Origin of the sequence: Clostridium sp. MCC353, assembly GCF_018785315.1 — a bacterium.
Lineage (GTDB): Bacteria > Bacillota > Clostridia > Lachnospirales > Lachnospiraceae > CHH4-2.
This window is the reverse complement of the sequence record NZ_WQPN01000066.1, coordinates 99,330-123,936: the sequence shown is the minus strand read 5'-3', so window position 1 is coordinate 123,936 and position 24,607 is coordinate 99,330. Positions and strand designations below refer to the sequence as shown.

Sequence of the window (24,607 nt, the reverse complement as noted above, 5' to 3'; positions counted from 1 at the left end):
AATGTAAAGAGAGTGTGAATATGAATATTATCAGAAAACAGGAAGAGATCAAGATTCTGAAGACAACGGATGTGCTGGTAGTCGGGGGCGGCCCGGCAGGCATCGGCGCCGCCGCGGCGGCGGCCAGACAGGGACGCTCTGTAATCCTTCTGGAAAAGAGAGGGTTTCTGGGCGGAAATATCACCGCCTGCTATGTGGAAAATGCCAATTATTTTCTGGCGGGAACCCCGTTTCAGTCGGAAGGCATTTACGCTGAGATAGAAAAAGGATGCAAAGAGAAATATGGAAGCGACAACATCAGGGAATATAATAAAAATGCTTTTAACAGCGAGTATTTAAAGGTATATCTGGATGAATTCCTGACGGAACTGGGTGTGGAAATCTACTTTCATGCGTTTGTCAATGAAACCATTGTGGAAGACGGCAGAATTACAGCGGTTATCATTCAGACGAAAAATGGTCCGGTGGCGGTGAAAGCCGATGTGGTCGTGGATTCCACCGGTGACGGCGACGTGGCGTTCAGCGCCGGAGTACCGTTTGAGCAGGGCAGGGATTTAGACGGCCTCTGCCAGCCGGGCACGGTGGGCCTCAGGTTTGCCGGAGCGGATGTGGAAAAGCTGAATGTTGAGGGAGAAGACCGGCTGAGAGAAATTGGCCGGGACTTCAAACAGAAATACAGAGCGGGATTGACCGGTCTCAAGTGCAAACGCCAGGATCTGCCGTTTGGACGGCTTTCAAAAGGCGGACAGATTTCTTATGTAAACTATGCATGCGCTTATCATATCGACCCCACGGATCTTGCTGATGTATCGAGAGGCGAGATGGAGTGCAGGCAGTATATCATGGATATTTACCGTTATTTAAAAGAGAATTACGAGGAATTGAGAAATATAGAAATCGCTTCCATAGGGCCGGAAATCGGATTCCGGGACAGCAGGAGAATTGAAGGGCATTACAAGATGAGCATTGAGGATATGCGTTCCGGCAAAACCTATGAGGATGTGATCGCTGTTTATCCCGGATTTTATGATATGCTGGCCCCTGACGCGGAGATGGACGGAGACGGCAGCCTGGAAGGAAGGGGCTACAAAGGCCATATTTTCCATCCGATCGAGGGAGACGACAGTTTCCAGATCCCTTACAGAGCTTTAATTCCTGTTAATATTAAAAATATGCTGACAGCGGGCAGGTGCATTTCAGCGGATCATGTGGCGGAAAGCGGGATCAGGGCCATTTCAGCCTGCATGATGACGGGCCAGGCGGCAGGAACGGCGGCAGCCATGGCGTCTGCCAAAGGAGTTAATACGGATGAGATCGATATCAGAGAGCTTCAGGATAATTTGAGAAGCCAGGGTATCCGGATTCCTCAGTAAATTCTTCAGGAGATGCCGTCATGGATTCCGGGACGGTTATACGGGAATCCTGCGGCAAATCCTGCAGTGAAAGAAAGGTGGAAAATATGAATTTTATGATAGGGAAACAGAAATATAACAAATCATCGATTCAGGCCATGCTGATGCTGGCGCCGGTGATGGTTGGGTTTTTTATATTTACATATGTGCCTATTGTTTATATTATCAGGTATGCGTTGTACGACTATTCCGGTTACGGGGAACCCATCTGGCTGGGCATAGAGAACTTCACCCGGGCATTTAAGGATAAAGCTTTCTGGGAATCCATAGGGACCACGATGATTCTGACCTTTGGAAAACTCCTGGTTCAGATTCCATTTGCCATGCTCCTGGCCCTGTTTTTAAACAAAGGCCTGAAATGCACCGGTTTATTCCGTGTTATGTTCTTCCTTCCGGCCATTATCAGTACTGCGATTACAGGTTTGATCTTCTCCCTGATGTTCCAGAACTTTAAAGGAATTATCAACGGAATGCTGATGCACAGCGGGATCATAGCAAACCCCATCAACTGGATGGGAAATAAATGGACCGCCCTTTTCGTAATCGGCCTGGCGTCCATATGGAACAATTACGGTATTACCATGACATTCTTTTTAATGGCTCTCCAAAGCGTGCCCAAGGAATTATACGAATGTGCGGATCTGGACGGAGCCTCCAGCGTGACAAAATTCTTCCGGATTACGCTGCCTATGATCGGCTCCACCGTACGTGTGGTAATCATGCTGGCGATTGTAGGAAGTATGAAGATGAATGACTTGATCCTGGCATCAACCAACGGAGCGCCGGCAGGAAAGACCGAGGTGGTCATGACGTATGTATTCAAATACTTCTTCGGATATTCCGCCAGGGTGCAGGAAGTCGGCTATGCTTCGGCGATGTCCGTGATTACGGGAATCATACTGGCGATCTTTGCGATTGTATACATGAAGTTCAGCAACAGGTTCGAAGTAGACATATAGGAGGTTTCAAATGAAGGATACGAAACTGCGTTCAAAAAGTACGAGAGCCGTAATCGGTAAAATTATTATCTATCTTGTCATAGCGTTTATTATGGTTTTTACCATGTTCCCATTGATCTACACATTTTTCGGTTCATTTAAGTCCAATGCGGAGCTGCTCACCAATGCCCATAAAGTAATACCGGAGGAATTTCAGATATCCAACTACGTAAATGCCTGGGAAAATGCGAATTTCGCCCAGTATACATGGAACAGTATCGCTATGGCGGTTCCGATCGTAATCGGAACGATCATTTCCATAACCGTATCGGCCTATGTGTTTGAGAGAGGCCATTTTCCGGGAAAGAAATTTTTGTTTGTGCTCATCACATCATCCATGTTCATTTCCCTGGGAAGTTTGACCTTGTACCCGCTGTTCAGGATTGCTAAAGGCTTTGGTATTAACAAATCCCTGTGGGGCGTTATTATCATCCGCGTTCTGGGCATCAATGTAACGAATTTATATGTGGCTAAGAGCTATATGAGATCCATTTCAACGGAAATCGACGATGCGGCCAAAATCGACGGATGTTCCTTTTTCAGCATATTTACAAGAATTATCTTCCCCCTCTGTAAACCGCTGATCGCTACGCTGGGAATTCTGGAATTCCGTTTCGCATGGAACGATTACCTGCTTCCCATGGTGTTTACCATGTCCAATAAAGCCAGAATGCCTTTGGTTGTAGGAATTATGGGCCTGAAGGCCACCGAGGAGGCGGCATCTTCCTGGACATTGATGCTGGCGGGTACTACCATTTCGCTGATACCGATTATACTTGTTTATATATTCTTTAACCGGCTGTTTATCGATGGACTGACATCGGGGGCGGTGAAAGGGTAGACGTGGAATGAGATTATTATGGATCACCCCGGCTGAGGATGGCTGGGGGGATATAGAAAAAAGTGTAAGACCCGGAGGAAACGGTGGGTTTTACACTTTTTTGTAGTTATGAGATTTTTTGCAGTTTCTCACTGTGTTCAGCAAGGACTTTTTTCATGAGTTCTATGTCTGTAAATGCGGCTTCCATTCTGTCTGAGTTGCTTTGATAGCGGTTATAGGTTGATGTATGGCATGATTCAATGTTTTGTAAACGAGGCAAAATGTCATTTTCCAGAGTGATGTTAAGTTGTTTTAATTCTCTTTCGATAGGAGCTAGTTTCTTATCCATAAGACACGAAATTGCTAATAGTAATTCATTGTCTGTCATGGGATCACCTCTCCATATTCAACTCTTCCGGAAATTAGTTCTTCACACTTATTCTTTTTACTCTCCGGTTTATTAGCTATGTGTGATGCAGTGGATTTCTCTCATCTATGGCTGATCCTATTGAGCACTAACTTTTTTATAGGTATCACTGTTATAGAGATCATAGCACATTTTTTATATTTTGCATTTTAAGGACTAATAAGCATGGTAACTTCAATTGGAAGGTATATTGGAATGCTTACCTCCCAGAAAGCGGAAATTGTTTCCGTGGCTGTAACCATTGGCGTGTTTTCTATAATCTTATTGATAGGAAAAGATTATTTCATGAAGTATCACGATTTGGTGGAAGTGGCGCAGTCAGACCGGACGGAGATGGGGGGGCCACGATTCTGATTTACTTTGGCCTCGTTTTTTTGCAGCATATCCGGAGCTGCTGGTAAACCGCTTAGAACGACAGAAACGTGAAACCGGAAGCACTCCAAGAATCGCCTGCATGATGTTTGACTTAAATAATTTAAAACAGATCAATGACAAACTGGGGCACAGTGCTGGTGACCGGGCGTTAACCGGGCAGATTATAGGATGTATGAGGATAAGAGAAGGCAAAAGAAGTTTGAGCATTAATGTATTTTGAGATATCAGATAAAAGCTCGGATCAATATGTAGCTATTGTGCATATTGATCCGTTTTTTTATTCAAAAGGAAAGTGCTCCTATTGAATAAAAAGCCCTTCGGGCAGGATCGCACTGCGTATCGCATATAATGCGGCGGTAAGGGATTCTGTTGATAAATCGGTTCCGCCCTGCCTTATAGTACAGTTTTCCATCTGAGAAAATAAGATCGGTACCACATTTTACTAATAATCCGATGCTTTTACATTTTTTCCGATATAAATGCTCTTTGCCATCTCCTATAATAAATATTACAAAATAAAGCCGAGTAAAATTCGGCGGAAGGAGAAGGGAGCAAACATGATGAACAAATTAGGCCGGAGGATAAAAAAGGACTGGATGCAGAACAAGTCTTTGTACCTTCTGGTTGTACCGGTAGTTTTATTTTACATACTCTTTGCATACAAGCCCATGTATGGGGCGCTGATTGCATTTAAAGATTTTACCCCTGCGCTGGGGTTTTCGGAAAGTCCATGGGTGGGGCTTGATAATTTTAAGAGGTTTTTTGACGGGATTTATTTTGGGAGGTTGTTTAAGAATACAGTTCTGCTAAGCTTTTATAATCTGTTGTTTGGTTTCCCGGCGCCCATCATTTTAGCGCTGATGCTGAATGAAGTGAAAAATAAAAAGTTCAAAAGCCTGACGCAGACAATAACCTATTTACCGCATTTTATCTCAATGATCGTTGTGGCCGGTATGATTACAAATTTCTGCATGACAACGGGGGTAATTAACGACATCATAGTGTTTTTTGGGGGTCAAGCCACTCCTTTGATGCAGAATCCTAAATACTACCGGACCATTTACATTGCGTCAGCGATCTGGCAGCAGGTGGGATGGGGATCCATTATTTACCTGTCCGCTTTATCCGGTGTGGACAGCCAGTTATATGAGGCGGCGGCCATTGACGGAGCCGGTAAATGGAAACAGCTTTTAAATGTCACGCTACCGGGCATAACGCCTACCATTGTTATCATGTTAATTATGAAAATCGGCCAGATGATGAGCATGGGGCATGAGAAAACCATATTGCTCTATAATCCTTCAACCTACGAAACGGCCGACATCATCTCTTCCTATGTCTACCGGGTCGGGCTTTTGGAGCAGGACTGGAGTTATTCTACAGCCATCGGGTTATTTAATTCAGCAATTAATCTGATCTTGATTATTTTTGCCAATAGAGTATCGAAAAAATTAACAGAAACGAGTTTATGGTAAAGGAGCAGCCGGCATGAAAATTAAAGTATCTAAAGGGGAACGGGGGTTCCAGGTGTTTAACTATATGATATTATCCCTGCTGATTATTATATGTATTTATCCGATATGGTATGTTGTGATGGCATCGGTCAGTGACAGCAATTCATTAATGAAACATTCGGGATTACTGCTGCGCCCGCTGGATTTTACGGTAAATGCATATAAAAAGGTGTTTAATAACCCAATGATCATAAAGGGTTACGCAAATACGTTATTTATACTGGTGGTGGGGCTGATTTTTGATATGATAATGACTTCTTTAGGCGCATATTTCTTATCCAGAAAAAATGTGCTGTTTAAGAAGCCGATTATGATGTTCATTGTATTCACTATGTTCTTTGAAGGAGGAATTATTCCGTTTTATTTAAATTTAAAGGATCTTCATCTGACCAACAGCCTGTGGGGGCTGATCATTCCATTTATGATTCAGACAAGAAATATGATCATTCTGAGAACCTCGTTTTCCAGCATACCGGAAAGTCTGGTTGAAGCCGCACGAATTGACGGGGCGGGGCATATCACGGTTCTTACCAAGATTATACTGCCTCTTTCAAAGGCCATGCTTGCAGTGATTGTACTCTATTATGGGGTACATATTTGGAACAGTTGGTTCTGGGCTTCTGCGATCATAAGGGACCGGTCTTTGTATCCTCTTCAGGTCATTCTGCGTGAAATACTGCTTCAAAACGATATGTCTACCATGGCCATCGGAGGGGATACGGGAAGCCAGGATGCGATCTCCCAGAGCATACGCTACGCGACAATTGTGGTTGCAACGGTTCCCATTTTATGCGTATATCCGTTCCTGCAAAGGCATTTCACCAAGGGAACCATGGTGGGGGCAGTCAAAGAATAGGAGGAATTTAGATGAAAACCATCTTCATTGTTATGGATTCACTGAACAGACATTATTTAAACTCTTATGGATTTCCAAAAGTAAATACACCTAACCTGGACAGGCTGGCGGAGAGAGGAGTGGTGTTTGATAATCACTATGCCGGTTCCCTTCCCTGTATGCCGGCCCGCAGGGAGATGATGACAGGGCGGCTTTGTTTTCTGGAAGCGCCTTGGGGGCCAATTGAGCCCTGGGATGACTGCCTGCCTGTGGAACTGCGCAGGCAGAAAGGCGTGTACAGCCATATGGTGACTGATCATTATCATTATTTTCACAGCGGCGGAGAAGCATACCACACATTATTTGATTCCTGGGAGTTTGAACGGGGACAGGAAGGAGACCAGTGGCATCCACTGGTCAAAGAACCGGAGCTGCCGGAATTTATAGGCAAGAACCGGAGGCCGTACTGGGTGAACAGGAAATTTACGGATTTGGAAGATGAGGAGGAATACCCAACACCCAGATGTTTTATGAGGGGAATGGAGTTTTTAGATAATAACTTCCGGGAAGATAACTGGCATCTTCATCTGGAAGTATTTGACCCTCATGAACCATTTGTCTGTCCAAAGAAATACAGGGATTTATATCAGGACACATGGGAAGAACCATATCATTTTGACTGGCCGCCTTACCGGGAAGTAAAGGAAGGGGCCGAGGCCGTTGAGCATATACGCAAGAGCTATGCGGGGGTTTTGACTATGGCGGATTTCTGGCTTGGAAAATTCCTGGACAAAATGGATGAACTGGATTTGTGGAAGGATACGGTTCTGATTTTAACCACTGACCATGGGCATCTTTTGGGAGAACACGGTTATTGGGCTAAAAACTATATGTTTGATTACCAGGAGCTGGTTCATATTCCGCTCATTATGTGTACTCCGGAAACTGGGTTCTGCCATAAAAGGATATCGGCCTTAACCGCTGCTATGGATTTGATGCCCACAATTATGGATCTGCATGGAGGTGAAATACCGGACGGAGTGCATGGAACCTCTTTGGTGCCGCTTATATCAGGACAGACGGATCAGCTTCACGATGCGGTACTGTATGGGTATTTCGGAAAGGATATTAATCTGTTCGACGGCAGATACAGCTATTGCCGCCAGCCTGCGGAGGGCTCCATCGTATATCATCATACCCTGATGCCGAGAAATACAAAGGATTTTCTGGAGAGGGAAATTCTTGCCAAAGCGGAGTTTGGACAATTCCTGGAACACAGCCATGGCATTTCCCAGATGCGGATTCAAGCAGTATCCCACAGGCATAAAAATGCGCCCGACTGCCATTTGATCTATGATATACAAAATGATCCGGGCCAGGCCAGGCCGGTCCATGATCCGGAGCTGGAGCATGGATTGATGAAAAAGATGGCGGAGCTGTTAAGACGATATGGTGCCCCGGACTGCCAATTTGAAAGAACCGGATTAGATAGAATCTGAGGAGACGGAGGAGTATGATGCAGAAAACAAATAAATATGTGATCCATTTGATTGAAAAAATGACTCTTGAGCAAAAGGTTGGAGCTCTTTTGACACTGGGTTTTTCCGGTACGGTAGCCACAGCCCGGATATTTGAACTGATAGAAAAATACCATTGCGGGGGATTTCGTTTAACACCCCACGGCCGTTCGGCTTCCGCTAATTATGTGGATCCAAGAACCGGAAAAACAGTGGTGAAAATTAATCATGATAATGGATATAAAAAAGGTGTCCCAGCGCCACAGTGTACCGCAGGGGAATATAAAAAAGTCCTGGAATCCCTTCAGGATGCCGCCAGAAAACGGCCTTTGGGCATCCCGCTTCATTTTTCTTCCGATCAGGAGGGAGGAGAGAGCGCCAATTGCGGCTTTCCTGAGGTACAGTTGTTCCCGCGTTCCATGGGAGTGCGCGCGTCTGGAGACAGCGGATTTGCATATGAAGTATCCAGGGCGGTGGGGCTGCAGTGCAGGGCAGTAGGATTTACCTGTCTGCATTCCCCCAATGTGGATGTTAATACGGATCCCATGAACCCGGAAATCAATGCAAGATCCTATTCCGATGACCCTGAGGTGGCAGCGGAATATGCCGTACAGGCGTGCAGAGGGTTTAAGGATGCGGGAATGATTGCAACGGCGAAGCATTTTCCGGGACGGGGCGATTCACCGGTGGATGCACATTTTGAAGTCCCTGTCATCACAGCAGATAAAGAGACCTTATGGAACCGGGAACTGCTGCCTTACCGGCGGTTAATTGAAGAAGATTTGATTCCCTGTATTATGATTGCCCATAGTATTTATCCGGCTTTGGATCCTGACTGTATAGCCACTGTGTCCAAGAAGATTTTGACCGGGCTTCTGAGGGAGGAGATGGGGTTTAACGGTGTAATCACTACAGACAGCATGACCATGGGCGGAATTGCATCGCGGTACGGAGTTGCACAGGCCTGCGCTATGGCGCTTGAGGCAGGAGCGGATCTGGTGCTCATGAAATCCCAGGGCAGCCTGGTTGAAGAGACGATTTCGGCCATTACGGACTTTGTACGGGAAGGGCGGATTACCATGGAGGAACTGGATCGTAAAGTCTATCGTGTATTGGATTTAAAATACAGGTACGGCCTGTTCTATCCCTCTAAGCAGGATTATGAGGAACCGGACCAGGTTTTAAAAGACCCGCAGATAGTGAAGCTCTCAAAGGAAGCGGCGCTCAAGTCCGTTTTGGTGGCTAGAAACCGTAAACAGTTACTTCCGCTTTCTAAGGAAGAGAAAATCCTGTTGATCGAACAGGCGGATCTGAGCAGGTTTGTAAATCTCTCCTGTTATCCGGGAATTCTTTTTAACAACTGTACAAAATACAACCGGAATATCACTTATCTGGAGACGGACTATACGTTTGACCAGGAAGATTTGGAACGGATTAATAAGAAGCTGGCAGATTTTGATACTGTGATTGTAACAAACTACTTTACCAGGGGAAGAAAATCAAATACGGAAAAGATCCGGGAGCTGGCCGCCATACAAGGAAAAAATATTATTTTAATTACCAACACTCCGTATGAGCTGACGATTCCGAACAATGCGGATACCGTAATAGTAACATTCACCACAACTGTGCGCAATATAGAGGTGGCAGCCGGCGCCCTGTTTGGGGAAATAGACCCCCGGGGAGAGATGCCGGTCAGCAATTATGCCAGGTAAAAGGAGGGGGGCTGCAGATGATCCCTTTTATAGAAGGAGAGATCACATGAGGAAACCTAATATTGTGTATATGTTCTGCGATGAACTGCGCTGTGATGCTTTGAGCTGTTATCCCGGAGCACCAAAAGGCATTCAGACCCCGAATCTGGACAGGCTGGCGCAAACCGGGACCCTGTTCGAGAACTGCTTCTGCAACTCCCCTGTCTGTGTTCCTTCCCGGTATTCGCTGCTTACAGGACTTTATCCGGAAACGACAGGGGTATATCATAATGAGGCCGCAAAAGAGAACTATGCAAAAAAGAAAAGATTTTTAACGATTCCTCAGGTTTTTAAAGCCCAGGGATATCAGACGGCCAATTTTGGAAAACAGCATCTGCCAAAAGGGGTGGAGCCGTTTGGAGTACACAACCCAGAAGGGAGTAAGATCAAAGAGCCCGGTCTTGGCCTGTGCACGGATATCATCGCTACAAAAGGGATCAAGTCACCGATTGGAGGGATATTTCCCCCTGAGATACCCTATCCTCCCAATGCAGTTACCCATAATGCCATCCAGTGGATGAAAGAACAGGATGCCCCTTATATGGTACGGATTTCGTGGCTTCAGCCCCATACGCCGGTAGTCCCTCTCCCTCATTATGCCTTCCTGTATGATTGGCTGGATTTTCCTGTCTGTGATATGCAGAATGCCAGGTTAAGCCGCTTTGAGCAGAAATACATAGAAAATGTAAATGACGGATTGAGTGAAAACGAGGCCAGGCGGGCAAAAGCCTGCTACTATGGTCTGGTGCGCTGGGTGGATGACCAGGTGGGCATGATTATTTCTGCGCTGGAGGAACAGGGCCTTTTGGATGATACAATCCTTCTATTTGGGGCAGATCATGGGGTTATGCTGGGAGAAAACCACCGTTATGCCAAACAGAATTTTGCATGCTGGTCCCATCGGGTGCCTTTGATTATCAGCTATGGAAAAAAACTAGCTTCCGGCGTAAGAAGAAAAGATATCTGTGAAAACCTGGATTTGGGCAAAACCCTGTTCTCTTTAGCTGGTATACAGGCCCCCGGGCAGTTTCGCGGCAGGGATCTGTTTTCGGAAGAAACTGCGGAATATGTGTATGCCACAATCGGATATGGAGACAAAGGGAGCTTTACATTTCCGAATAAAAAATGCGGTTTGTATACAGAAGGCAGGGGATGGCCTATGAGATCCTGTATCCGCAGTTTGGATTACAGGTTTGATATGAATATACGGATCGACGGGGAACAAGCGGGCGGAGAAGATGAGGATATGTTCCTGGCGGATTTAAGGAAAGATCCTGCGGAGCAGTTTAACGTGGCAGACCGGGAGGAGTATGCCGGAACCGTTCTGATGTTGAGGGAAAAATTGCTGGCCCATATTAACGCTGAGAGAGCAAGGGGAGAGGCATGATGGAATTTTAAGTTTTTCCTTCCCCGGAAGTGGGTGTGCTGATATAATTCAGATATCAGCGCGTGCCTGGGCAGAAAGAGCTTCGGCATGGGGGAAGGGGAGAAAGGAAAAGGGGGATGGTATGAGAATCTGTTTAAAGAAAAATGGGGCTAAAAAAGAGAAGTATTATATGATTCTGCTGTCATATCTGGTTATTTTAGTGATTCCCCTTATTTTTGGAGCATTTCTTCATATTTATAACAAAAAGCTGGTAACACAACAGTCTGAGACTATGACCAAGCAGATGCTTGTAAGCATTAGCGACCAAGTGGATTCCTATATGGGGAATATTTGGCAGATGGCTTTGGGCACAACTCAGATGGAGTCCATCCAAAGGGTTCTGAATGCACAGAATGAAGATGAGGCCTCTGTTTCCTATGAATTATATCAATTGTCTCAGAATCTGCAAAGATCCTATGGCTTTGAACAGCGTATTGAAGATATTTTTGTATATTTTAATGATAGTAATCGGATTGCGGGAAGACAGGGGGTTATGGATTTTGACTTTTACTGCGATGTTTATTTTGGGAAGGGGATGCCTGTTGGTGAGCTGCAGGAGCAATTAGGCGCCTTTCATTATAAAGAGTGTCTGAGCCTGCCCGTTCTAAATGGGGCGGGGAATACCCTGTGTTTAATAAGCGAACCGGGCGCTGCAAGAATTGGGGATCCCAATTATACGGTAGTAGTAGTGTTTAAAAATGAGGCTTTAAAAACACTGGTGGAGTCAATCCGGTGGATGGATCAGGCTACGGTCTTGATAGAAGACCGGGGCGGCCAGATACTGTGCGGAACCGATAATATCCAATATGAAGATTACCTCCAGGGGATTGTTGATATGGAAGACACCAGGGATAACTATATTGAGACGGAATTTAAGAATGATAAATATGCCGCTATGGTTAAACAATCAGCAGACAGTGGCTGGAAGTATTATATGCTGATGCCGAAGAAACTGATTGAAGCCAATGCGGATCAAATGCAGAGATATTATTTTATTACCCTGTTTGGGTGTATTATTATCGGATTTATCGTGGCCGGAATCCTTACCAAAAAGCATTACCATCCGGTGAAGATATTGTGGGATCTCATTGCGCAGTTTAAAACCCATAATGAGACGAGAGCCCCTCAAAAAAATGAAGATAATTACCAATGGCTCCAGGAGCAGATGGAACAGTTTTTTAAAGAACGTGTAAATGCGATGAAAATATTAAAACAGAACCGGAGAGAGTTAAAACAGTATTACCTTCTTCAGCTTCTGGAGAATACCTATACAGCCGGTTTAAATGATAATTTAAAGAAAAACCAGATATTTTTTGAATATCCGTATTATGCGGTGGTTCAGTTTATTTTTATAAATAATAAAAATGCGGAAGAACAGGTTCTTGTTCAGTTCATACTTGAAAATATATTTACAGAATTAATAGAAGAAGCAGAGGGTTTTCAAATCTATATGGTTCATGTGGGCGAACGGAAGGTAGGAATTGTCAATTTCAGTGAAATGGGCAGGCTGGAACAGATCCGGGAATTGGTGCATTGTACTCTGGATCTGATCGAAGACAAATTCGGCTATGTTGTAACCGCACTTCTGGGAGGGACTTACAGCAGGAAAAATGAAATATTTAAATCCTATGCGGACACGTGTGAGATAGAGGGTTATATTTCACTTTTGGAGGACAACCTGATCTGTTATGAAGATGTGTGCGGCTGGGATCAGAAATACCGCTATAATGCGCAGCTTGACCAGAAGCTGTTTAATGCCGTGGAAGCTGGAAACCAGGAAATAGCCCAAAATCAGTTGAAAAGAATGTTAGAGCAAAACCTTTCAGGAGAAATTTCGCTTACCGTATACCAATGTCTGATGTTTGATTTATTGGGCACGATTCTAAAGGCGGCGGATGCAGGAGGGTATCACAGCGCATTGGAGGACAGCAATGTGATGGAAAAGATATCAGCTAAACTGCCCTTAAATCAACTGGAACCTTTATTCCTGTCGCTAATTGAAAATATCTGCGGTAAAATCCGTGAACTGCAGTCGGACACGGGGAAAGATAAGGAGTTGAGCAGAAAGATTCAGGAATTTATCTTAGAAAATTTCAAAAATCCGGACCTCAATGTATCTCAGACCGGCCTGCATTTTAATATGACCCCATCCTATTTATCGGCTATTTATAAAAAACAAACCGGCAGCAGTCTGCTGGAATACATAAATAATGTGCGCTTATTAGAGGCGGAACGGCTTCTGGAACAGGGAATGAGCGTTGTGGAAGTTGCCAAACGGGCCGGATTTAGGGACAGCACCTATCTGATTCGCATTTATAAAAAGAAAAAGGGCATTACACCTGGGCAAAAAAAGCAAAAATGAAAGATTGTCTGATGTTTTTTAGATTTTTCCGATATAAAAATAAGGGATTTTGTGTTTATAATGGGGACATCTAATATGACAGAGAGGGGAGTTAACGATGAAACGAAGAATAATGAAACTGTGTATGGCTATAGGCGCGGCGGCCCTTATGGGAGGGTGCGCAGGGCAAAATACGGCTAAAACCGCTGAAGGCACATCACAGGAAAAAGGAGCGCCTAAGACAGAGAGTGTGTCACAGGAAGAGAGCGCCCTTGAGACAGAAGGTACAAAAAACGGCGAATTCAGTTACCCTATGGAAACGGGAGATAAACTTACCTGGTGGAAAGTACTGAACAATAATATTTCTCTTCATTTTACCACACTGGAGGATACGCCGTTTGTCAAAGAAATGACGGAACGGACGGGAGTGGAGATCGAATTCCTTCACCCACCCACAGGGCAGGAAACGGAGCAGTTCGGACTGGTGCTGGCAGATGGCGATCTGCCGGATCTCATGGAGTATAATTGGCTGGTCAGCTATCCGGGAGGCCCTCAAAAGGCCATATCAGACGGCGTGGTTCAGCCTCTGAACGATATCATCGACCAGTACTGCCCAAACTTAAAAGTCTATCTGCAGGAAAATCCTGATATCGACCGGATGATAAAGACAGACGAGGGTCAGTACTACGCATTTCCTATGATCCGGGGGGAAGCTGAGACCATATTGATCGGCCCGATGATGCGCGGTGACTGGTTGGAAGAACTGAATCTGGAAGTGCCGTCCACAGTGGAAGAATGGCATACGGTTTTAAAGACATTTAAGGAGAAGAAAGGCGCCAGTGCGCCCCTGTCCTATGCTTATACGGACAGAAGAATCGGAGCAGCTAATCCGATAGCCCTGGCAAACGTAATATCCGTTGATTTCTATCTGGGAGATGACGGAAATGTACATTACGGAAGCATTGAAGAAGGATACAAAAACTACCTGGAAACTTTTTCTGCATGGTATCAGGAAGGTTTGGTGGATATCGATCTGGTCAGCTTAAAAAAGGATCAGGTGGCTGCAAAAGTTACGTCCGGACAGGCAGGAGCGTCTGTAGGACTGACTGAGGGAAATATGGGAGCATGGATTGTGGCAGGAAGAAAGGATAACCCTGATTTTTCATTAGTAGCCGTTCCATGGCCTACATTGGAAGAGGGGCAGAGGCCTCAAAGCGGGTGTTGTGAAAACCGGTATTCCGGAATCAGCTCAGTGGCAATTACCACCTCCTGCGAAGATGTTGAGAGGGCGGCCCGGCTGATGGACTATATGTATGGCGAAGAAGGCCACATGTTTACTAATTTTGGAACCGAAGGCCTTACCTATGATATTGTTGACTCATATCCCAAATTTACGGATACAATTATGAAGAACCAGGAAGGCTGGACTGTAAAAAGCGCATTAGGCGCTTATACAATGAACGTTCAAGGAGGGCCTCACATTGCAGATGCCAGAGTGCCAGAGCAGACCATGGAACTGCCGGAACAGTTAGAAGCAAGATATAAGATTTGGCCGGATACGGACGCCAGAAAACATCTCCTTCCGCCTATTACGCCAAACAGCGACGAGAGTAAAGAATTTGCCACAATCATGAATCAGGTCCAAACTTACCGTGATGAGATGACAATCAAATACATCATGGGACAGGAAAGCCTTGATACGTTCGATAATTATGTGGAAAATATTAAAAAGCTGGGGATTGACCGGGCCATAGAAATTCAGAATACGGCGTTGAAGCGGTATAATGAACGATGAGGGGGATGATGCTTCTGCTGTGGTAATTGCTATTGAGTAGTACTACACGATGCATGGAAACATTAGTCAGGGAGATTTCTTGAACGGTATCGCCGCTTGGTTTTACCGTTCACGTGTTGGAAATTATCGGATTATCTAGTATATTATTTGCGTTGTTGATGCCGGAAACCGTGGGGATATCTATAATAATTATCGAGTATAAAGGGGGAAAGTCTAAGATATATTAAGGCTTTGTCCTCCTTTATTTTATATATGTTATGCTTATGAAGATAAAAAATATGTTATTAATAATTTATCATTAGATATAGTATCAGGAAAACAAATTGCTTTAGTAGGAAAAAGTGACAGTGAAAATGAGAAATTAATTTTACAAGCCATCTGCCGCATCTCAGCAAATAAAACAGTCATAACAAGCAATAAAAAATCTTTATGAAACAGTACTGTACCATTGATAGGTTCAATTAGACTTTTCATCATCACCTATGATATACTTATATCATTAAAATACGAAACCAAAACATAGGCAGGTGATAATATGGCGCTGACAAATGAGGATTTACAGGCTATCAAGAATTTAATGGAAGAATCATTAAATCCCGTTAATGATAGGCTGGGTAATCTAGAAACCAAGATGGATAATCTGGAAACCAAGGTGGATAATCTGGAAACCAAGGTAGATAATCTGGAAACCAAGGTGGATAATCTGGAAACCAAGGTAGATAATCTAGAAACCAAGGTGGATAATCTGGAAACCAAGGTAGATAATCTAGAAACCAAGGTGGATAATCTAGAAACCAAGGTGGATAATCTGGAAACCAAGGTAGATAATCTGGAAACCAAGGTAGATAATCTGGAAACCAAGGTAGATAATCTAGAAACCAAGGTAGATAATCTACAAGCAACTGTGGAATCCCATCGTGACTTAACCTTAGAATTTTACGAAAAGCAGATGGAAAAGAATACGGAAATTGATGAAAGGATTGAACGTTTGTGTACAGTAGTTGAGATTTTCAAAAATCAAACGATTCAAAACACTGCAGAATTGAAAAGAATTAAATAACATCACAGTTATAAGGTGTAAAGTCTATGGAGTTTAAGGGCTTTACACCCTTTTTATCTCGCTCAGAATGCGGTACTTCTTGCTGAAATCAATCCCAAGAAGATTTTTTATGTCCTGAAGAATCTCATCATAATAATCAAAAAGATACAGGTTTTGCTCCAAAAGATTACATTTACATCTCCTGAGGCCCTCAAGGATAGGGGTTACACCATATTTTTAGGTCAAGGAAGGATCTGAATGTACGCACTCCGTAGATTTCATTGATGAAATATGATGCCATCGTACCAATCTACTTCCATAAAAAAGAAAGTGGGATAATTAATATCAGTGCAGGTATCATGTCGGCAATCGGAATGGCTTTGATTTTGGCAATTCGCAGTCCGGCGGCTATAGTTAATATTCCGCCACAAGCCATAAAATCCATTAAAACAGAGGAGGTGATCATTGGTTCAATAATGTGTGACAGGAAAAAAAGTGCAAGAAATATAAATATCTGCGGAATCACGATAAAGCTTACGGTTATTCCAAGTGTACTGGCAAAAATAAATGCGGTGCAGAAGTCCAGAACTGATTTTGAGATCAGTATGGAGGAATCGCCGCTGAGCCCTTCTGTAAAAACACCAAAAACACCAAAAATACCAAACCCACTGGCGAAAAAAGTACAACTACTGTAACAAAAGAATGGGTATCAACACCATGTTTTTCATGTGAAAGTTTGCTGAGGAGCCATTCAAAAAAATAAATGATGTTTTCTTCAATATGTAAGAACTGCCCAATCGCAGTTCCAAAAACAATGGAGAGAATAATAGGCGGCATATGAAGCGCTTTGATTAAGTTGTTAATACCGATAGAAAAAGCACTGAGTCCCAGAATGATGGTTATAGTATCTTTGAATTTATTTGAGAAAAATCTCCCCAGGGCACATCCGGAGAGTGCGCCCGTAAGGACAGAAAAACAGTTGATAATAATACCTGTTGGCATTTGCGTATCCCTCCATTGTTTTATTTGAATACAAGTTTAAAATAAAATATAGGAACAGAGAAATTGTTATTTGGGATAGATATAGTGATGAAGACTATAAATAAAGTAATCATGGTGGAAATAAACAATAAAATCTGAAATTATAGACAAAAACTATATAATTATTGCAAACTGCAATTTGTCAGGTATATAGTTTTATTTTATACTGGAAAAAATTAAACGAATGGGAGGATTACACATGATACAAAGAAATTTTAGAGACAATGTCGCCATGATTACTATCGTTATTGCTATTGCGTCATTGTCCGGATGCAGTGGAAGTCAGAAGCCGGTAAGTGAAACAACGTTGACTGTAAGCTGCCCAGTTACATTAATAACAGATAATTTCGATGCTGCCCAAAAACAATTTATAGAGTTTTGGGAGAAAAACAATCAAAACCAGAACGTCAACGTGATAGAACGGACTGAAAAAGAGATGGAAATCCCAGTAGAGGAGTTATGTAAGTTTCGCCGAAACCGAGTAGAGCCATATCGTAAGGTAACTCAGATGGGGGCTGCTGGTTAGTGTTGGAGTTTTGAGACATGTCATGATATAGAAAAGGATAGTTACGCAATAAATGTAGTCAAAATGATAATGCAAAAATACGTTAAAATACTTGTATTCCCCCCATATATATGCTATTATGCAACTATAAAATAAAATATAAGTTCTTCGGGGCAGGGTGTGATTCCCTACCGGCGGTCATAGTCCGCGACCCACATTTTGTGGCTGATCTGGTGAAATTCCGGAACCGACAGTATAGTCTGGATGAGAGAAGAAATTGCAAGAGTGGTAAAGTGCGGTAGATAACAGGCCCCGGATATTTTTGATGTCCGGGGATTTTTTTGTTTTCAGATTTAAAGCAGAAGAGCAAAAAAGCCAATCCCCCATCCCGTAATTGCAATTCCTCAGACAAGATGAACTTACAACCATGTAGGAGGAAAGAAAAATGAAACAGAATCAATTGCTCAACATCAAAAATGTAACCCTTATGGCCATGTTCGGCGCCTTAGCCGCGGTGCTCATGTTATTCGAGGTTCCGCTGCCGTTTATAGCGCCGTCTTTTTACGGACTGGATATCAGCGAAGTGCCGGTTTTGGTGGGAACCTTTGCGTTAGGCCCTGTAGCTGGCGTTGTGATAGAGCTTGTGAAAATTCTGGTGAAATTGGTTTTAAAACCAACCAGCACAGGATTTGTGGGAGAATTTGCGAATTTCTGCGTTGGATGTGCTCTCGTGCTTCCGGCGGGGATTATCTACAAAATTAAAAAGACGAAAAAAGGTGCGGTCATCGGCTTGGCAGCAGGCACTGTGGTCATGACCGTTGTGGCCGTAATCTTAAATGCCCTTATCATGCTTCCATTCTACTCCAATTTCATGCCGCTGGATACGATCATCGCCGCAGGCGCGGCCATTAATCCGGCCATCTCCAATGTATGGACATTTGCTGTGCTGGCGGTAGGCCCCTTCAATATTGTAAAGGCCGCGGTGGTATCTCTGATTACCGCCCTGGTTTACAAGAGAGTCAGCATCATCATTCACAGCACGTCGTCAAAACGTGCCGTGAAATCAGTGAAAACCGGACCAGAGCGTGTATAAAAATTCATTTCCGCTATCTGCACGCCCCGTTTTATGGTATTTTTGCCCCGGATTCAGGCTGCATAGCCTGCTCTAAAGTAAAAAGATCTTGTGCTCTGCGCATTCCCTGCGCATCTCCTCAGGCCAGATGCTGGCCTGGACTTCACCCACGTGGGCGCGGTCCAGAAGCAGCATACAGAGCCTGGATTGGCCGATACCGCCTCCGATTGTATATGGAAGCTGGCCTTCTAAAAGCATTTTATGGTATGGCAGGCTGCGGCGGTCTTCGCAGCCTGCTTTTTTCAGCTGTTCATCCAGCGCCTTCTCGTCCACGCGGATTCCCATGCTGGAAATCTCCAGCGCGCAGTCCAGATTATCAAACCAGAATAAAATGTCTCCGTTCAAACTCCAGTCATCATAGTCCGGCGCCCGGCCGTCATGAGGTTCCCCGCTGGCCAGCTTATCGCCGATCTGCATCAAAAAGACGCAGCCATGTTCATGGGTGATCAGGTTTTCCCGCTCCTTCGGCGTCTTATCCGGGTATTTGTCTTCCAGCTCCTGAGCGGTGATGAAATAAATGTCCTTTGGAAGATGCTTCACTGCCTGAGGGTATTTGTACCAGACCTCGTGCTGCATATGTTTGATGATCTTAAAAATATGTTTTACCGTCTCCATCAGCGTTTCCATGGTGCGGTCCTCTTTGGCGATGACTTTCTCCCAGTCCCACTGATCCACATAGCAGGAATGGAGGTTATCCAGTTCCTCGTCCCGGCGGATGGCGTTCATATTGGTGTAAAGGCCTTCCCCAACTCCGAAATCATATTTTTTAAGAGCCATACGTTTCCATTTGGCTAAAGAGTGGACAACTTCCACTTCCTCACCGGGAATGCCTGCGATATCGAAAGCTACCGGCCGTTCGACGCCGTTTAAGTTGTCATTTAAGCCGCTGCTTTTCTCCACGAACAGAGGGGCTGAAATTCGTTCCAGGTTCATTTCCCGGCCAAATTCTTTCTGAAAGGTATCCCTGATATATTTGATGGCTTCCTGGGTCTGGCGGATGGTCAGATGGGGGTCATAGTTTTTGGGTATGATGATTGACATGGTGGTTTCCTCCTATTTAAATTAAGTTCCGGTCCGGGGTATGCCTGAAATCTGCGTTCCGTCAGGCAGGCGTTACACTCCGTGGCACTCCATTGTACCATCGTTAGCGCCAACCGGAAACTACAATCTGTTTTTTGGTAACGGTTCAAACGGCTGATCTTCCTGACCGAAATAGCCGGTTAGGAAGCGTAACAGTTCAGACCTATCTGAACTGTTACCAGTTTATGTTATCATCAATAGGAAAATGTTTCAAGAGCATTGCACCGGAATAACTGTTGTGCTATGATAAAATCTATATGCAAACGCGAAAAATGGCGCAATTTGGCCTTTTTCTGTAACTATATGCCGCTTGGGCGGTGGAATCGAGGCTGTGATGAGAACTAAATTAATAAAAATTGAAGATACTGATCATATAAAGGAAGAAGAACTGGAGGAGGCGGCGCAGATCATCCGGAATGGAGGGCTGGTGGCATTTCCCACAGAAACGGTTTACGGCCTTGGGGCCAATGCCCTGGATGAACATGCGGCCAGGAAGATTTATGAAGCCAAGGGCCGCCCTTCCGACAATCCGCTGATCGCCCACGTTTCCTCCTCACAGGAACTGGAACCCTTGGTAAAAGAGATTCCGGAAAATGCAAAAAAACTGATGGATGCCTTCTGGCCCGGTCCGATGACCATGATATTTCCAAAAAGCGGGCTGGTGCCTTATGGAACTACCGGGGGCCTGGACACCGTAGCGGTGCGGATGCCAAGCGATCCCGTGGCCCGGGCGCTGATCCGGCTGTCCGGCGTTCCCATTGCGGCTCCCAGCGCCAATACCTCCGGTCGTCCCAGCCCCACAACCGCCCAGCATGTATGGCAGGACATGGAAGGCAAGATCGAGATGATTCTGGACGGAGGCCCGGTGGGAATCGGCCTGGAATCCACGATTGTGGATGTGACGGGGCCTGTTCCAACGGTTCTCAGGCCAGGTGCGGTCACGCTGGAGATGTTAAAAGAGGTGCTGGGAGACGTTAAGATGGATCCGGCGATTTCAGGCCCCATGAAAGAAGACGTCAAACCCAAAGCGCCGGGCATGAAATACCGCCACTATGCACCTAAAGCCAATCTGACCCTGGTGGAAGGAACCCGGGAGGCTGTGGTTTCAGAGATTAACCGCAGGGTTAAGGAGAAACTGGATCAGGGCTTTAAGGTGGGCGTGATCTGTACGGATGAAACAAAATCAAGCTATCCGTCCGGAGAGCTGCGCAGCCTGGGAATGAGGTCCAGGGAAGAGACCATTGCCCATAACCTGTTTGCGGTTTTGAGGGAATTCGATGATTTGCAGGTGGATTACATTTATTCGGAAAGTTTTTCATACGCCAGCCTGGGCCAGGCGATTATGAACCGGCTCACCAAAGCGGCGGGATATCATATAATAAAGGCCGAATAATGAAGAACAGCATAGGAATAGCAGCGGTTAACAGTTCAGACAGGTCTGAACTGTTGCGCATCCAGCCCATTAAAGCCGCCTGCGGCGAAGGGCTGGATGCCTGCGGCCACTATGTTTTCGTACGGTCCGCGCAGTAAATGCGCAGACCTATCTGAACTATTACAGCAGCGGAACAACAGCAGCATTATTTTGACAGATATTGATTGACGGCCTGGAGGCTGATTCTGCCGAACATGAAATAAATAATAACCATATTTTATGATACAAAATACAGAAGGGAGAAGCGAGATGACACAGAAACGATCCGACTATATAACATGGGATGAATATTTTATGGGAGTTGCCCTGCTTTCGGGAAAACGCTCCAAAGACCCCAGCACACAGGTGGGGGCCTGTATTGTGAGCCAGGACAACAAGATCCTGTCCATGGGTTACAATGGATTTCCCAAAGGCTGTTCTGATGATGAATTTCCATGGGGAAAAGATCATGAGGACGACGATCCCTATAATTCCAAATATTATTACTCCACCCACAGCGAACTGAACGCGATTTTAAATTACCGGGGAGGGAGCCTGGAAGGAAGCAAGCTTTATGTAACCCTGTTCCCCTGCAATGAGTGCGCCAAGGCGATCATTCAGGCAGGCATTAAGACCATCATTTTCGGCTGCGACAAATATGCCGACACTCCTGCAGTGCGGGCGTCCAAACGGATGCTGAACGCTGCGGGCGTCAGATATTACCAGTACCAGCCTACGGGAAGAAAGATTGAGGTTGAAGTTTAAATTGAAGAAGTTTTTATTGGCAGCGGTCAACGCCAAGTATATCCATTCCAATCTGGGGATCTACAGCCTGATGGAATATGCGAAGAAAAAGACCGCAGGACAGCCTGAAATCCTGATAGAAATAGGGGAATACACCATTAACCACCGGATGGAATCGATTTTAAAGGATATTTATCAAAGAAGACCCGATGTGGTGGGATTTTCCTGTTATATATGGAATATCAGCTATGTGCTGGAACTCGTCAGGGATCTTCACAAAGTCCTTCCGGATACGGATATCTGGCTGGGCGGCCCGGAAGTTTCCTATGATGCGGGCCGGATCCTCAGTCAGGAACCGGATGTTTTGGGAATCATGATGGGCGAGGGCGAAGAGACATTTGCCGACCTGGTTCTGGCCTATAGCCGCGGTCAGCGGTCATTTGCCGGAATGGCCGGAATTGCGGCCCGGGATGAATCCGGGGCAGTTGTGGAAGGGAAAAACCGCCCGCTGATGGATATGAATGAAATTCCCTTTGTTTATCATGATTTAAATGATTTTGAAAACAGGATTATCTATTATGAAAGCAGCCGGGGCTGTCCATTTTCCTGCAGTTACTGTCTGTCCTCCATCGATAAATCGGTGCGGTTTCGGGACGTTAGACTGGTGAAGCAGGAATTGGATTTTTTCCTCAGGAACCAGGTAAAACAGGTGAAATTTGTGGACCGCACCTTTAACTGCAAAAAAAGTCATGCCACAGCTATATGGAAGCACATTCTTGAGCATGATAATGGTATCACCAACTTTCATTTTGAAATATCGGCGGATCTTCTGGGAGAAGAGGAGCTTAATCTGCTGGGCAGGATGCGGCCGGGGCTGATCCAGCTTGAGATCGGGGTTCAGAGCACCAACCCAGACACCATTGCGGAAATACGCAGAAAGATGGACCTGAAACGGCTTGGGGAAGTGGTGGGCCGGATCAATGGCTGTCACAACATCCACCAGCACCTGGATTTGATCGCAGGTCTGCCTTATGAAGGCATGGAGCGGTTTAAGCAGTCGTTTGACCATGTCTATTCCATGAGGCCGGAGCAGCTTCAGCTGGGTTTTTTAAAGGTGCTGAAAGGATCCCATATGCAGGAGATGGTTTCAGAATACGGTCTTTTGTATAAGGGTGAACCGCCCTATGAGGTGTTGTCAACCAAGTGGCTGGGCTATAACGATGTGCTCAGGCTGAAGGCCGTGGAAGAGATGGTGGAAGTTTACTATAACAGCGGCCAGTTTAGGCATACTCTGGAACTTTTGGAACAAAAAATGGACGGCGCTTATCATATGTATGAAAAGATCGCATTATATTATGAAGAAAGAGGTTTGTCGGAGGTCAGCGTTAACCGGATTGCGCGCTATGAAATTCTCTATGAGTTCATTGGTGAAGAGGCGGTCAGAGACGGATTTGAAGAATTGGCCGAAGAGTTCCGGGACCGTCTGGTCTATGACCTCTATCTCCGTGAAAATGTTAAGAGCCGCCCGTCATTTGCCCGGGATCAGGACGGGATTAAAACAAAGATCCGGGACTTTTTCATACAGGAAGCCCGGGAGTTTAAGTATCTGAAGGAATATGAAGGTTATGATTCACGGCAGATCAGCAAGATGGCCCACATCGAGGGCATGAGGGATGGAACAATGATCCTGTTCGATTACAAAAACAGAGATCCACTGACCTATAATGCCAGGACATTTTTGCTGACGCCGGATACAAAAGCATGAGAGGACAGGAATGGGAAAGAAAGAGACAAAAGCACAGCGCGCGAAGCGGGTGCAGATCATATTGGATCTGCTGGATAAGGAATATGGCACGGAATACCGATGTTATCTGAACCATGAAACCCCATGGCAGCTTTTAATCGCTGTCATCATGAGCGCTCAGTGTACGGACGCCAGGGTCAATATTGTGACCGCGGATTTATTTAAAAAATACGACTCCATTGAGAAATTCGCCAAAGCCGATTTGGAAGAGTTGGAACAGGATATCAGGCCCACGGGCTTTTACCATACAAAAGCGAAAAATATTATAGAATGCTGTAAACGGCTATTATATGAGTATAAAGGCCAGGTTCCCAGTGAGATGGAGGATCTGATTTCCTTAGCGGGTGTGGGACGAAAGACGGCCAATGTGATCCGGGGGAACATTTACAACCAGCCCAGCATTGTGGTGGACACCCATGTGAAGCGGATATCCAGAAAGCTGGGACTGGCCCAGGCGGAAGATCCGGAGAAAATTGAATATGAACTGATGGACGTGCTTCCAAAAGACCACTGGATTTTGTGGAATATCCACATCATCACCCTGGGCCGCACCATCTGCACGGCCAGAAGCCCCAAATGCGGGGAGTGTTTTTTGAGGGAATACTGTCCGTCGGCCGATGGAAAGAAGGGGAAATAA

The 24,607-nt window shown here is 45.1% G+C and carries 22 protein-coding genes and 1 riboswitch; of the genes, 19 read left to right on the top strand and 3 right to left on the bottom strand.

Going from position 1 to position 24,607, the window contains the following annotated elements:
- The first annotated feature begins 20 nt into the window (after positions 1-20).
- From GPL15_RS13285 to GPL15_RS13275, 3 genes are read left to right on the top strand one after another with little or no spacing between them, the layout of a single operon-like run.
- Entirely contained in the window at positions 21-1,373 is a 1,353-nt protein-coding gene (locus GPL15_RS13285; RefSeq protein ID WP_215699158.1) for an FAD-dependent oxidoreductase, read from the top strand.
- A gap of 20 nt (positions 1,374-1,393) precedes the next feature.
- Complete coding sequence (locus tag GPL15_RS13280) at positions 1,394-2,371, top strand: sugar ABC transporter permease (RefSeq protein WP_215699157.1); 978 nt, start codon at positions 1,394-1,396, stop codon at positions 2,369-2,371.
- 10 nt (positions 2,372-2,381) lie between these two features.
- Positions 2,382-3,251, top strand: a complete 870-nt coding sequence (locus tag GPL15_RS13275) for a carbohydrate ABC transporter permease (RefSeq protein ID WP_215699156.1) — start codon at positions 2,382-2,384, stop codon at positions 3,249-3,251.
- 106 nt (positions 3,252-3,357) lie between these two features.
- Here the strand turns inward: GPL15_RS13275 and GPL15_RS13270 are convergent, their stop codons facing one another.
- Positions 3,358-3,618, bottom strand: a complete 261-nt coding sequence (locus GPL15_RS13270; RefSeq protein WP_215699155.1) for a hypothetical protein — start codon at positions 3,616-3,618, stop codon at positions 3,358-3,360.
- A gap of 204 nt (positions 3,619-3,822) precedes the next feature.
- On the opposite strand from GPL15_RS13270, the gene GPL15_RS13265 reads away from it, so the two are divergent.
- The 10 genes from GPL15_RS13265 to GPL15_RS13220 all read left to right on the top strand — a co-directional run bounded on the left by GPL15_RS13265 (position 3,823) and on the right by GPL15_RS13220 (position 16,274).
- Positions 3,823-4,011 carry a hypothetical protein gene (locus GPL15_RS13265; protein WP_215699154.1) on the top strand — a complete coding sequence of 63 codons (189 nt, stop codon included), beginning with the start codon at positions 3,823-3,825 and terminating at the stop codon, positions 4,009-4,011.
- On the top strand, positions 3,950-4,252 hold the full coding sequence (locus GPL15_RS27485) for a diguanylate cyclase (RefSeq protein ID WP_215699203.1): 303 nt from the start codon (positions 3,950-3,952) through the stop codon (positions 4,250-4,252). Before GPL15_RS13265 ends, GPL15_RS27485 begins: the two co-directional genes overlap by 62 nt.
- 337 nt (positions 4,253-4,589) lie before the next feature.
- On the top strand, positions 4,590-5,507 hold the full coding sequence (locus GPL15_RS13255) for an ABC transporter permease subunit (protein ID WP_215699153.1): 918 nt from the start codon (positions 4,590-4,592) through the stop codon (positions 5,505-5,507).
- Positions 5,508-5,520: 13 nt separating this feature from the next.
- Positions 5,521-6,402, top strand: a complete 882-nt coding sequence (locus GPL15_RS13250) for a carbohydrate ABC transporter permease (protein WP_215699152.1) — start codon at positions 5,521-5,523, stop codon at positions 6,400-6,402.
- An 11-nt stretch (positions 6,403-6,413) separates the two neighbouring features.
- Positions 6,414-7,880: a sulfatase gene (locus tag GPL15_RS13245; protein WP_215699151.1), complete on the top strand. Its 1,467-nt coding sequence runs from the start codon at positions 6,414-6,416 to the stop codon at positions 7,878-7,880.
- Positions 7,881-7,894: 14 nt separating this feature from the next.
- The gene (locus tag GPL15_RS13240; RefSeq protein ID WP_215699150.1) at positions 7,895-9,613 is read left to right on the top strand and encodes a glycoside hydrolase family 3 protein; all 1,719 of its coding nucleotides are present in this window, start codon (positions 7,895-7,897) and stop codon (positions 9,611-9,613) included.
- A gap of 46 nt (positions 9,614-9,659) precedes the next feature.
- Positions 9,660-11,039: a sulfatase-like hydrolase/transferase gene (locus GPL15_RS13235; protein WP_215699149.1), complete on the top strand. Its 1,380-nt coding sequence runs from the start codon at positions 9,660-9,662 to the stop codon at positions 11,037-11,039.
- Positions 11,040-11,160: 121 nt separating this feature from the next.
- On the top strand, positions 11,161-13,440 hold the full coding sequence (locus GPL15_RS13230) for a helix-turn-helix domain-containing protein (RefSeq protein ID WP_215699148.1): 2,280 nt from the start codon (positions 11,161-11,163) through the stop codon (positions 13,438-13,440).
- 97 nt (positions 13,441-13,537) lie between these two features.
- Positions 13,538-15,214 carry an extracellular solute-binding protein gene (locus GPL15_RS13225; protein ID WP_215699147.1) on the top strand — a complete coding sequence of 559 codons (1,677 nt, stop codon included), beginning with the start codon at positions 13,538-13,540 and terminating at the stop codon, positions 15,212-15,214.
- A gap of 535 nt (positions 15,215-15,749) precedes the next feature.
- Positions 15,750-16,274 carry a hypothetical protein gene (locus GPL15_RS13220; RefSeq protein ID WP_215699146.1) on the top strand — a complete coding sequence of 175 codons (525 nt, stop codon included), beginning with the start codon at positions 15,750-15,752 and terminating at the stop codon, positions 16,272-16,274.
- Between the two features lie 579 nt (positions 16,275-16,853).
- Here GPL15_RS13220 and GPL15_RS13210 read toward each other — a convergent pair.
- On the bottom strand, positions 16,854-17,255 hold the full coding sequence (locus tag GPL15_RS13210) for a DUF554 family protein (RefSeq protein WP_215699145.1): 402 nt from the start codon (positions 17,253-17,255) through the stop codon (positions 16,854-16,856).
- A gap of 238 nt (positions 17,256-17,493) precedes the next feature.
- On the opposite strand from GPL15_RS13210, the gene GPL15_RS13205 reads away from it, so the two are divergent.
- The gene (locus tag GPL15_RS13205; RefSeq protein WP_215699144.1) at positions 17,494-17,820 is read left to right on the top strand and encodes a hypothetical protein; all 327 of its coding nucleotides are present in this window, start codon (positions 17,494-17,496) and stop codon (positions 17,818-17,820) included.
- 139 nt (positions 17,821-17,959) lie between these two features.
- Positions 17,960-18,079: riboswitch (FMN riboswitch) on the top strand.
- A 165-nt stretch (positions 18,080-18,244) separates the two neighbouring features.
- Positions 18,245-18,892 (top strand): ECF transporter S component, encoded by a 648-nt coding sequence (locus tag GPL15_RS13200; protein ID WP_215699143.1) that lies wholly within the window; start codon positions 18,245-18,247, stop codon positions 18,890-18,892.
- A gap of 72 nt (positions 18,893-18,964) precedes the next feature.
- Here the strand turns inward: GPL15_RS13200 and asnA are convergent, their stop codons facing one another.
- Entirely contained in the window at positions 18,965-19,972 is a 1,008-nt protein-coding gene (gene asnA, locus GPL15_RS13195) for an aspartate--ammonia ligase (protein WP_215699142.1), read from the bottom strand.
- Positions 19,973-20,345: 373 nt separating this feature from the next.
- Here asnA and GPL15_RS13190 point away from each other — a divergent pair, with 373 nt between their 5' ends.
- From GPL15_RS13190 to nth, 4 genes are all read left to right on the top strand, one after another.
- Positions 20,346-21,404, top strand: coding sequence for an L-threonylcarbamoyladenylate synthase (locus tag GPL15_RS13190; RefSeq protein WP_215699141.1), 1,059 nt, complete (start codon positions 20,346-20,348; stop codon positions 21,402-21,404).
- Positions 21,405-21,692: 288 nt separating this feature from the next.
- Complete coding sequence (locus GPL15_RS13185) at positions 21,693-22,187, top strand: dCMP deaminase family protein (RefSeq protein WP_215699140.1); 495 nt, start codon at positions 21,693-21,695, stop codon at positions 22,185-22,187.
- Complete coding sequence (locus GPL15_RS13180; protein WP_252198384.1) at positions 22,177-23,931, top strand: B12-binding domain-containing radical SAM protein; 1,755 nt, start codon at positions 22,177-22,179, stop codon at positions 23,929-23,931. Before GPL15_RS13185 ends, GPL15_RS13180 begins: the two co-directional genes overlap by 11 nt.
- A 10-nt stretch (positions 23,932-23,941) precedes the next feature.
- Positions 23,942-24,607 carry an endonuclease III gene (nth, locus tag GPL15_RS13175; protein WP_215699139.1) on the top strand — a complete coding sequence of 222 codons (666 nt, stop codon included), beginning with the start codon at positions 23,942-23,944 and terminating at the stop codon, positions 24,605-24,607.

What these genes read in the sequence shown, in the direction of transcription:
- nth (WP_215699139.1), top strand. Translation starts at nt 23,942, where the DNA reads ATGGGAAAGAAAGAGACAAAAGCACAGCGCGCGAAGCGGGTGCAGATC.
- GPL15_RS13240 (WP_215699150.1), top strand. Translation starts at nt 7,895, where the DNA reads ATGATGCAGAAAACAAATAAATATGTGATCCATTTGATTGAAAAAATG.
- GPL15_RS13210 (WP_215699145.1), bottom strand. Translation starts at nt 17,255, where the DNA reads ATGCCAACAGGTATTATTATCAACTGTTTTTCTGTCCTTACGGGCGCA.
- GPL15_RS13205 (WP_215699144.1), top strand. Translation starts at nt 17,494, where the DNA reads ATGATACAAAGAAATTTTAGAGACAATGTCGCCATGATTACTATCGTT.
- GPL15_RS13230 (WP_215699148.1), top strand. Translation starts at nt 11,161, where the DNA reads ATGAGAATCTGTTTAAAGAAAAATGGGGCTAAAAAAGAGAAGTATTAT.
- GPL15_RS13220 (WP_215699146.1), top strand. Translation starts at nt 15,750, where the DNA reads ATGGCGCTGACAAATGAGGATTTACAGGCTATCAAGAATTTAATGGAA.
- GPL15_RS13190 (WP_215699141.1), top strand. Translation starts at nt 20,346, where the DNA reads ATGAGAACTAAATTAATAAAAATTGAAGATACTGATCATATAAAGGAA.
- GPL15_RS13225 (WP_215699147.1), top strand. Translation starts at nt 13,538, where the DNA reads ATGAAACGAAGAATAATGAAACTGTGTATGGCTATAGGCGCGGCGGCC.
- GPL15_RS13185 (WP_215699140.1), top strand. Translation starts at nt 21,693, where the DNA reads ATGACACAGAAACGATCCGACTATATAACATGGGATGAATATTTTATG.
- GPL15_RS13270 (WP_215699155.1), bottom strand. Translation starts at nt 3,618, where the DNA reads ATGACAGACAATGAATTACTATTAGCAATTTCGTGTCTTATGGATAAG.
- asnA (WP_215699142.1), bottom strand. Translation starts at nt 19,972, where the DNA reads ATGTCAATCATCATACCCAAAAACTATGACCCCCATCTGACCATCCGC.
- GPL15_RS13200 (WP_215699143.1), top strand. Translation starts at nt 18,245, where the DNA reads ATGAAACAGAATCAATTGCTCAACATCAAAAATGTAACCCTTATGGCC.
- GPL15_RS13265 (WP_215699154.1), top strand. Translation starts at nt 3,823, where the DNA reads ATGGTAACTTCAATTGGAAGGTATATTGGAATGCTTACCTCCCAGAAA.
- GPL15_RS13245 (WP_215699151.1), top strand. Translation starts at nt 6,414, where the DNA reads ATGAAAACCATCTTCATTGTTATGGATTCACTGAACAGACATTATTTA.
- GPL15_RS13285 (WP_215699158.1), top strand. Translation starts at nt 21, where the DNA reads ATGAATATTATCAGAAAACAGGAAGAGATCAAGATTCTGAAGACAACG.
- GPL15_RS13255 (WP_215699153.1), top strand. Translation starts at nt 4,590, where the DNA reads ATGATGAACAAATTAGGCCGGAGGATAAAAAAGGACTGGATGCAGAAC.
- GPL15_RS13275 (WP_215699156.1), top strand. Translation starts at nt 2,382, where the DNA reads ATGAAGGATACGAAACTGCGTTCAAAAAGTACGAGAGCCGTAATCGGT.
- GPL15_RS13250 (WP_215699152.1), top strand. Translation starts at nt 5,521, where the DNA reads ATGAAAATTAAAGTATCTAAAGGGGAACGGGGGTTCCAGGTGTTTAAC.
- GPL15_RS13280 (WP_215699157.1), top strand. Translation starts at nt 1,394, where the DNA reads ATGGATTCCGGGACGGTTATACGGGAATCCTGCGGCAAATCCTGCAGT.
- GPL15_RS13235 (WP_215699149.1), top strand. Translation starts at nt 9,660, where the DNA reads ATGAGGAAACCTAATATTGTGTATATGTTCTGCGATGAACTGCGCTGT.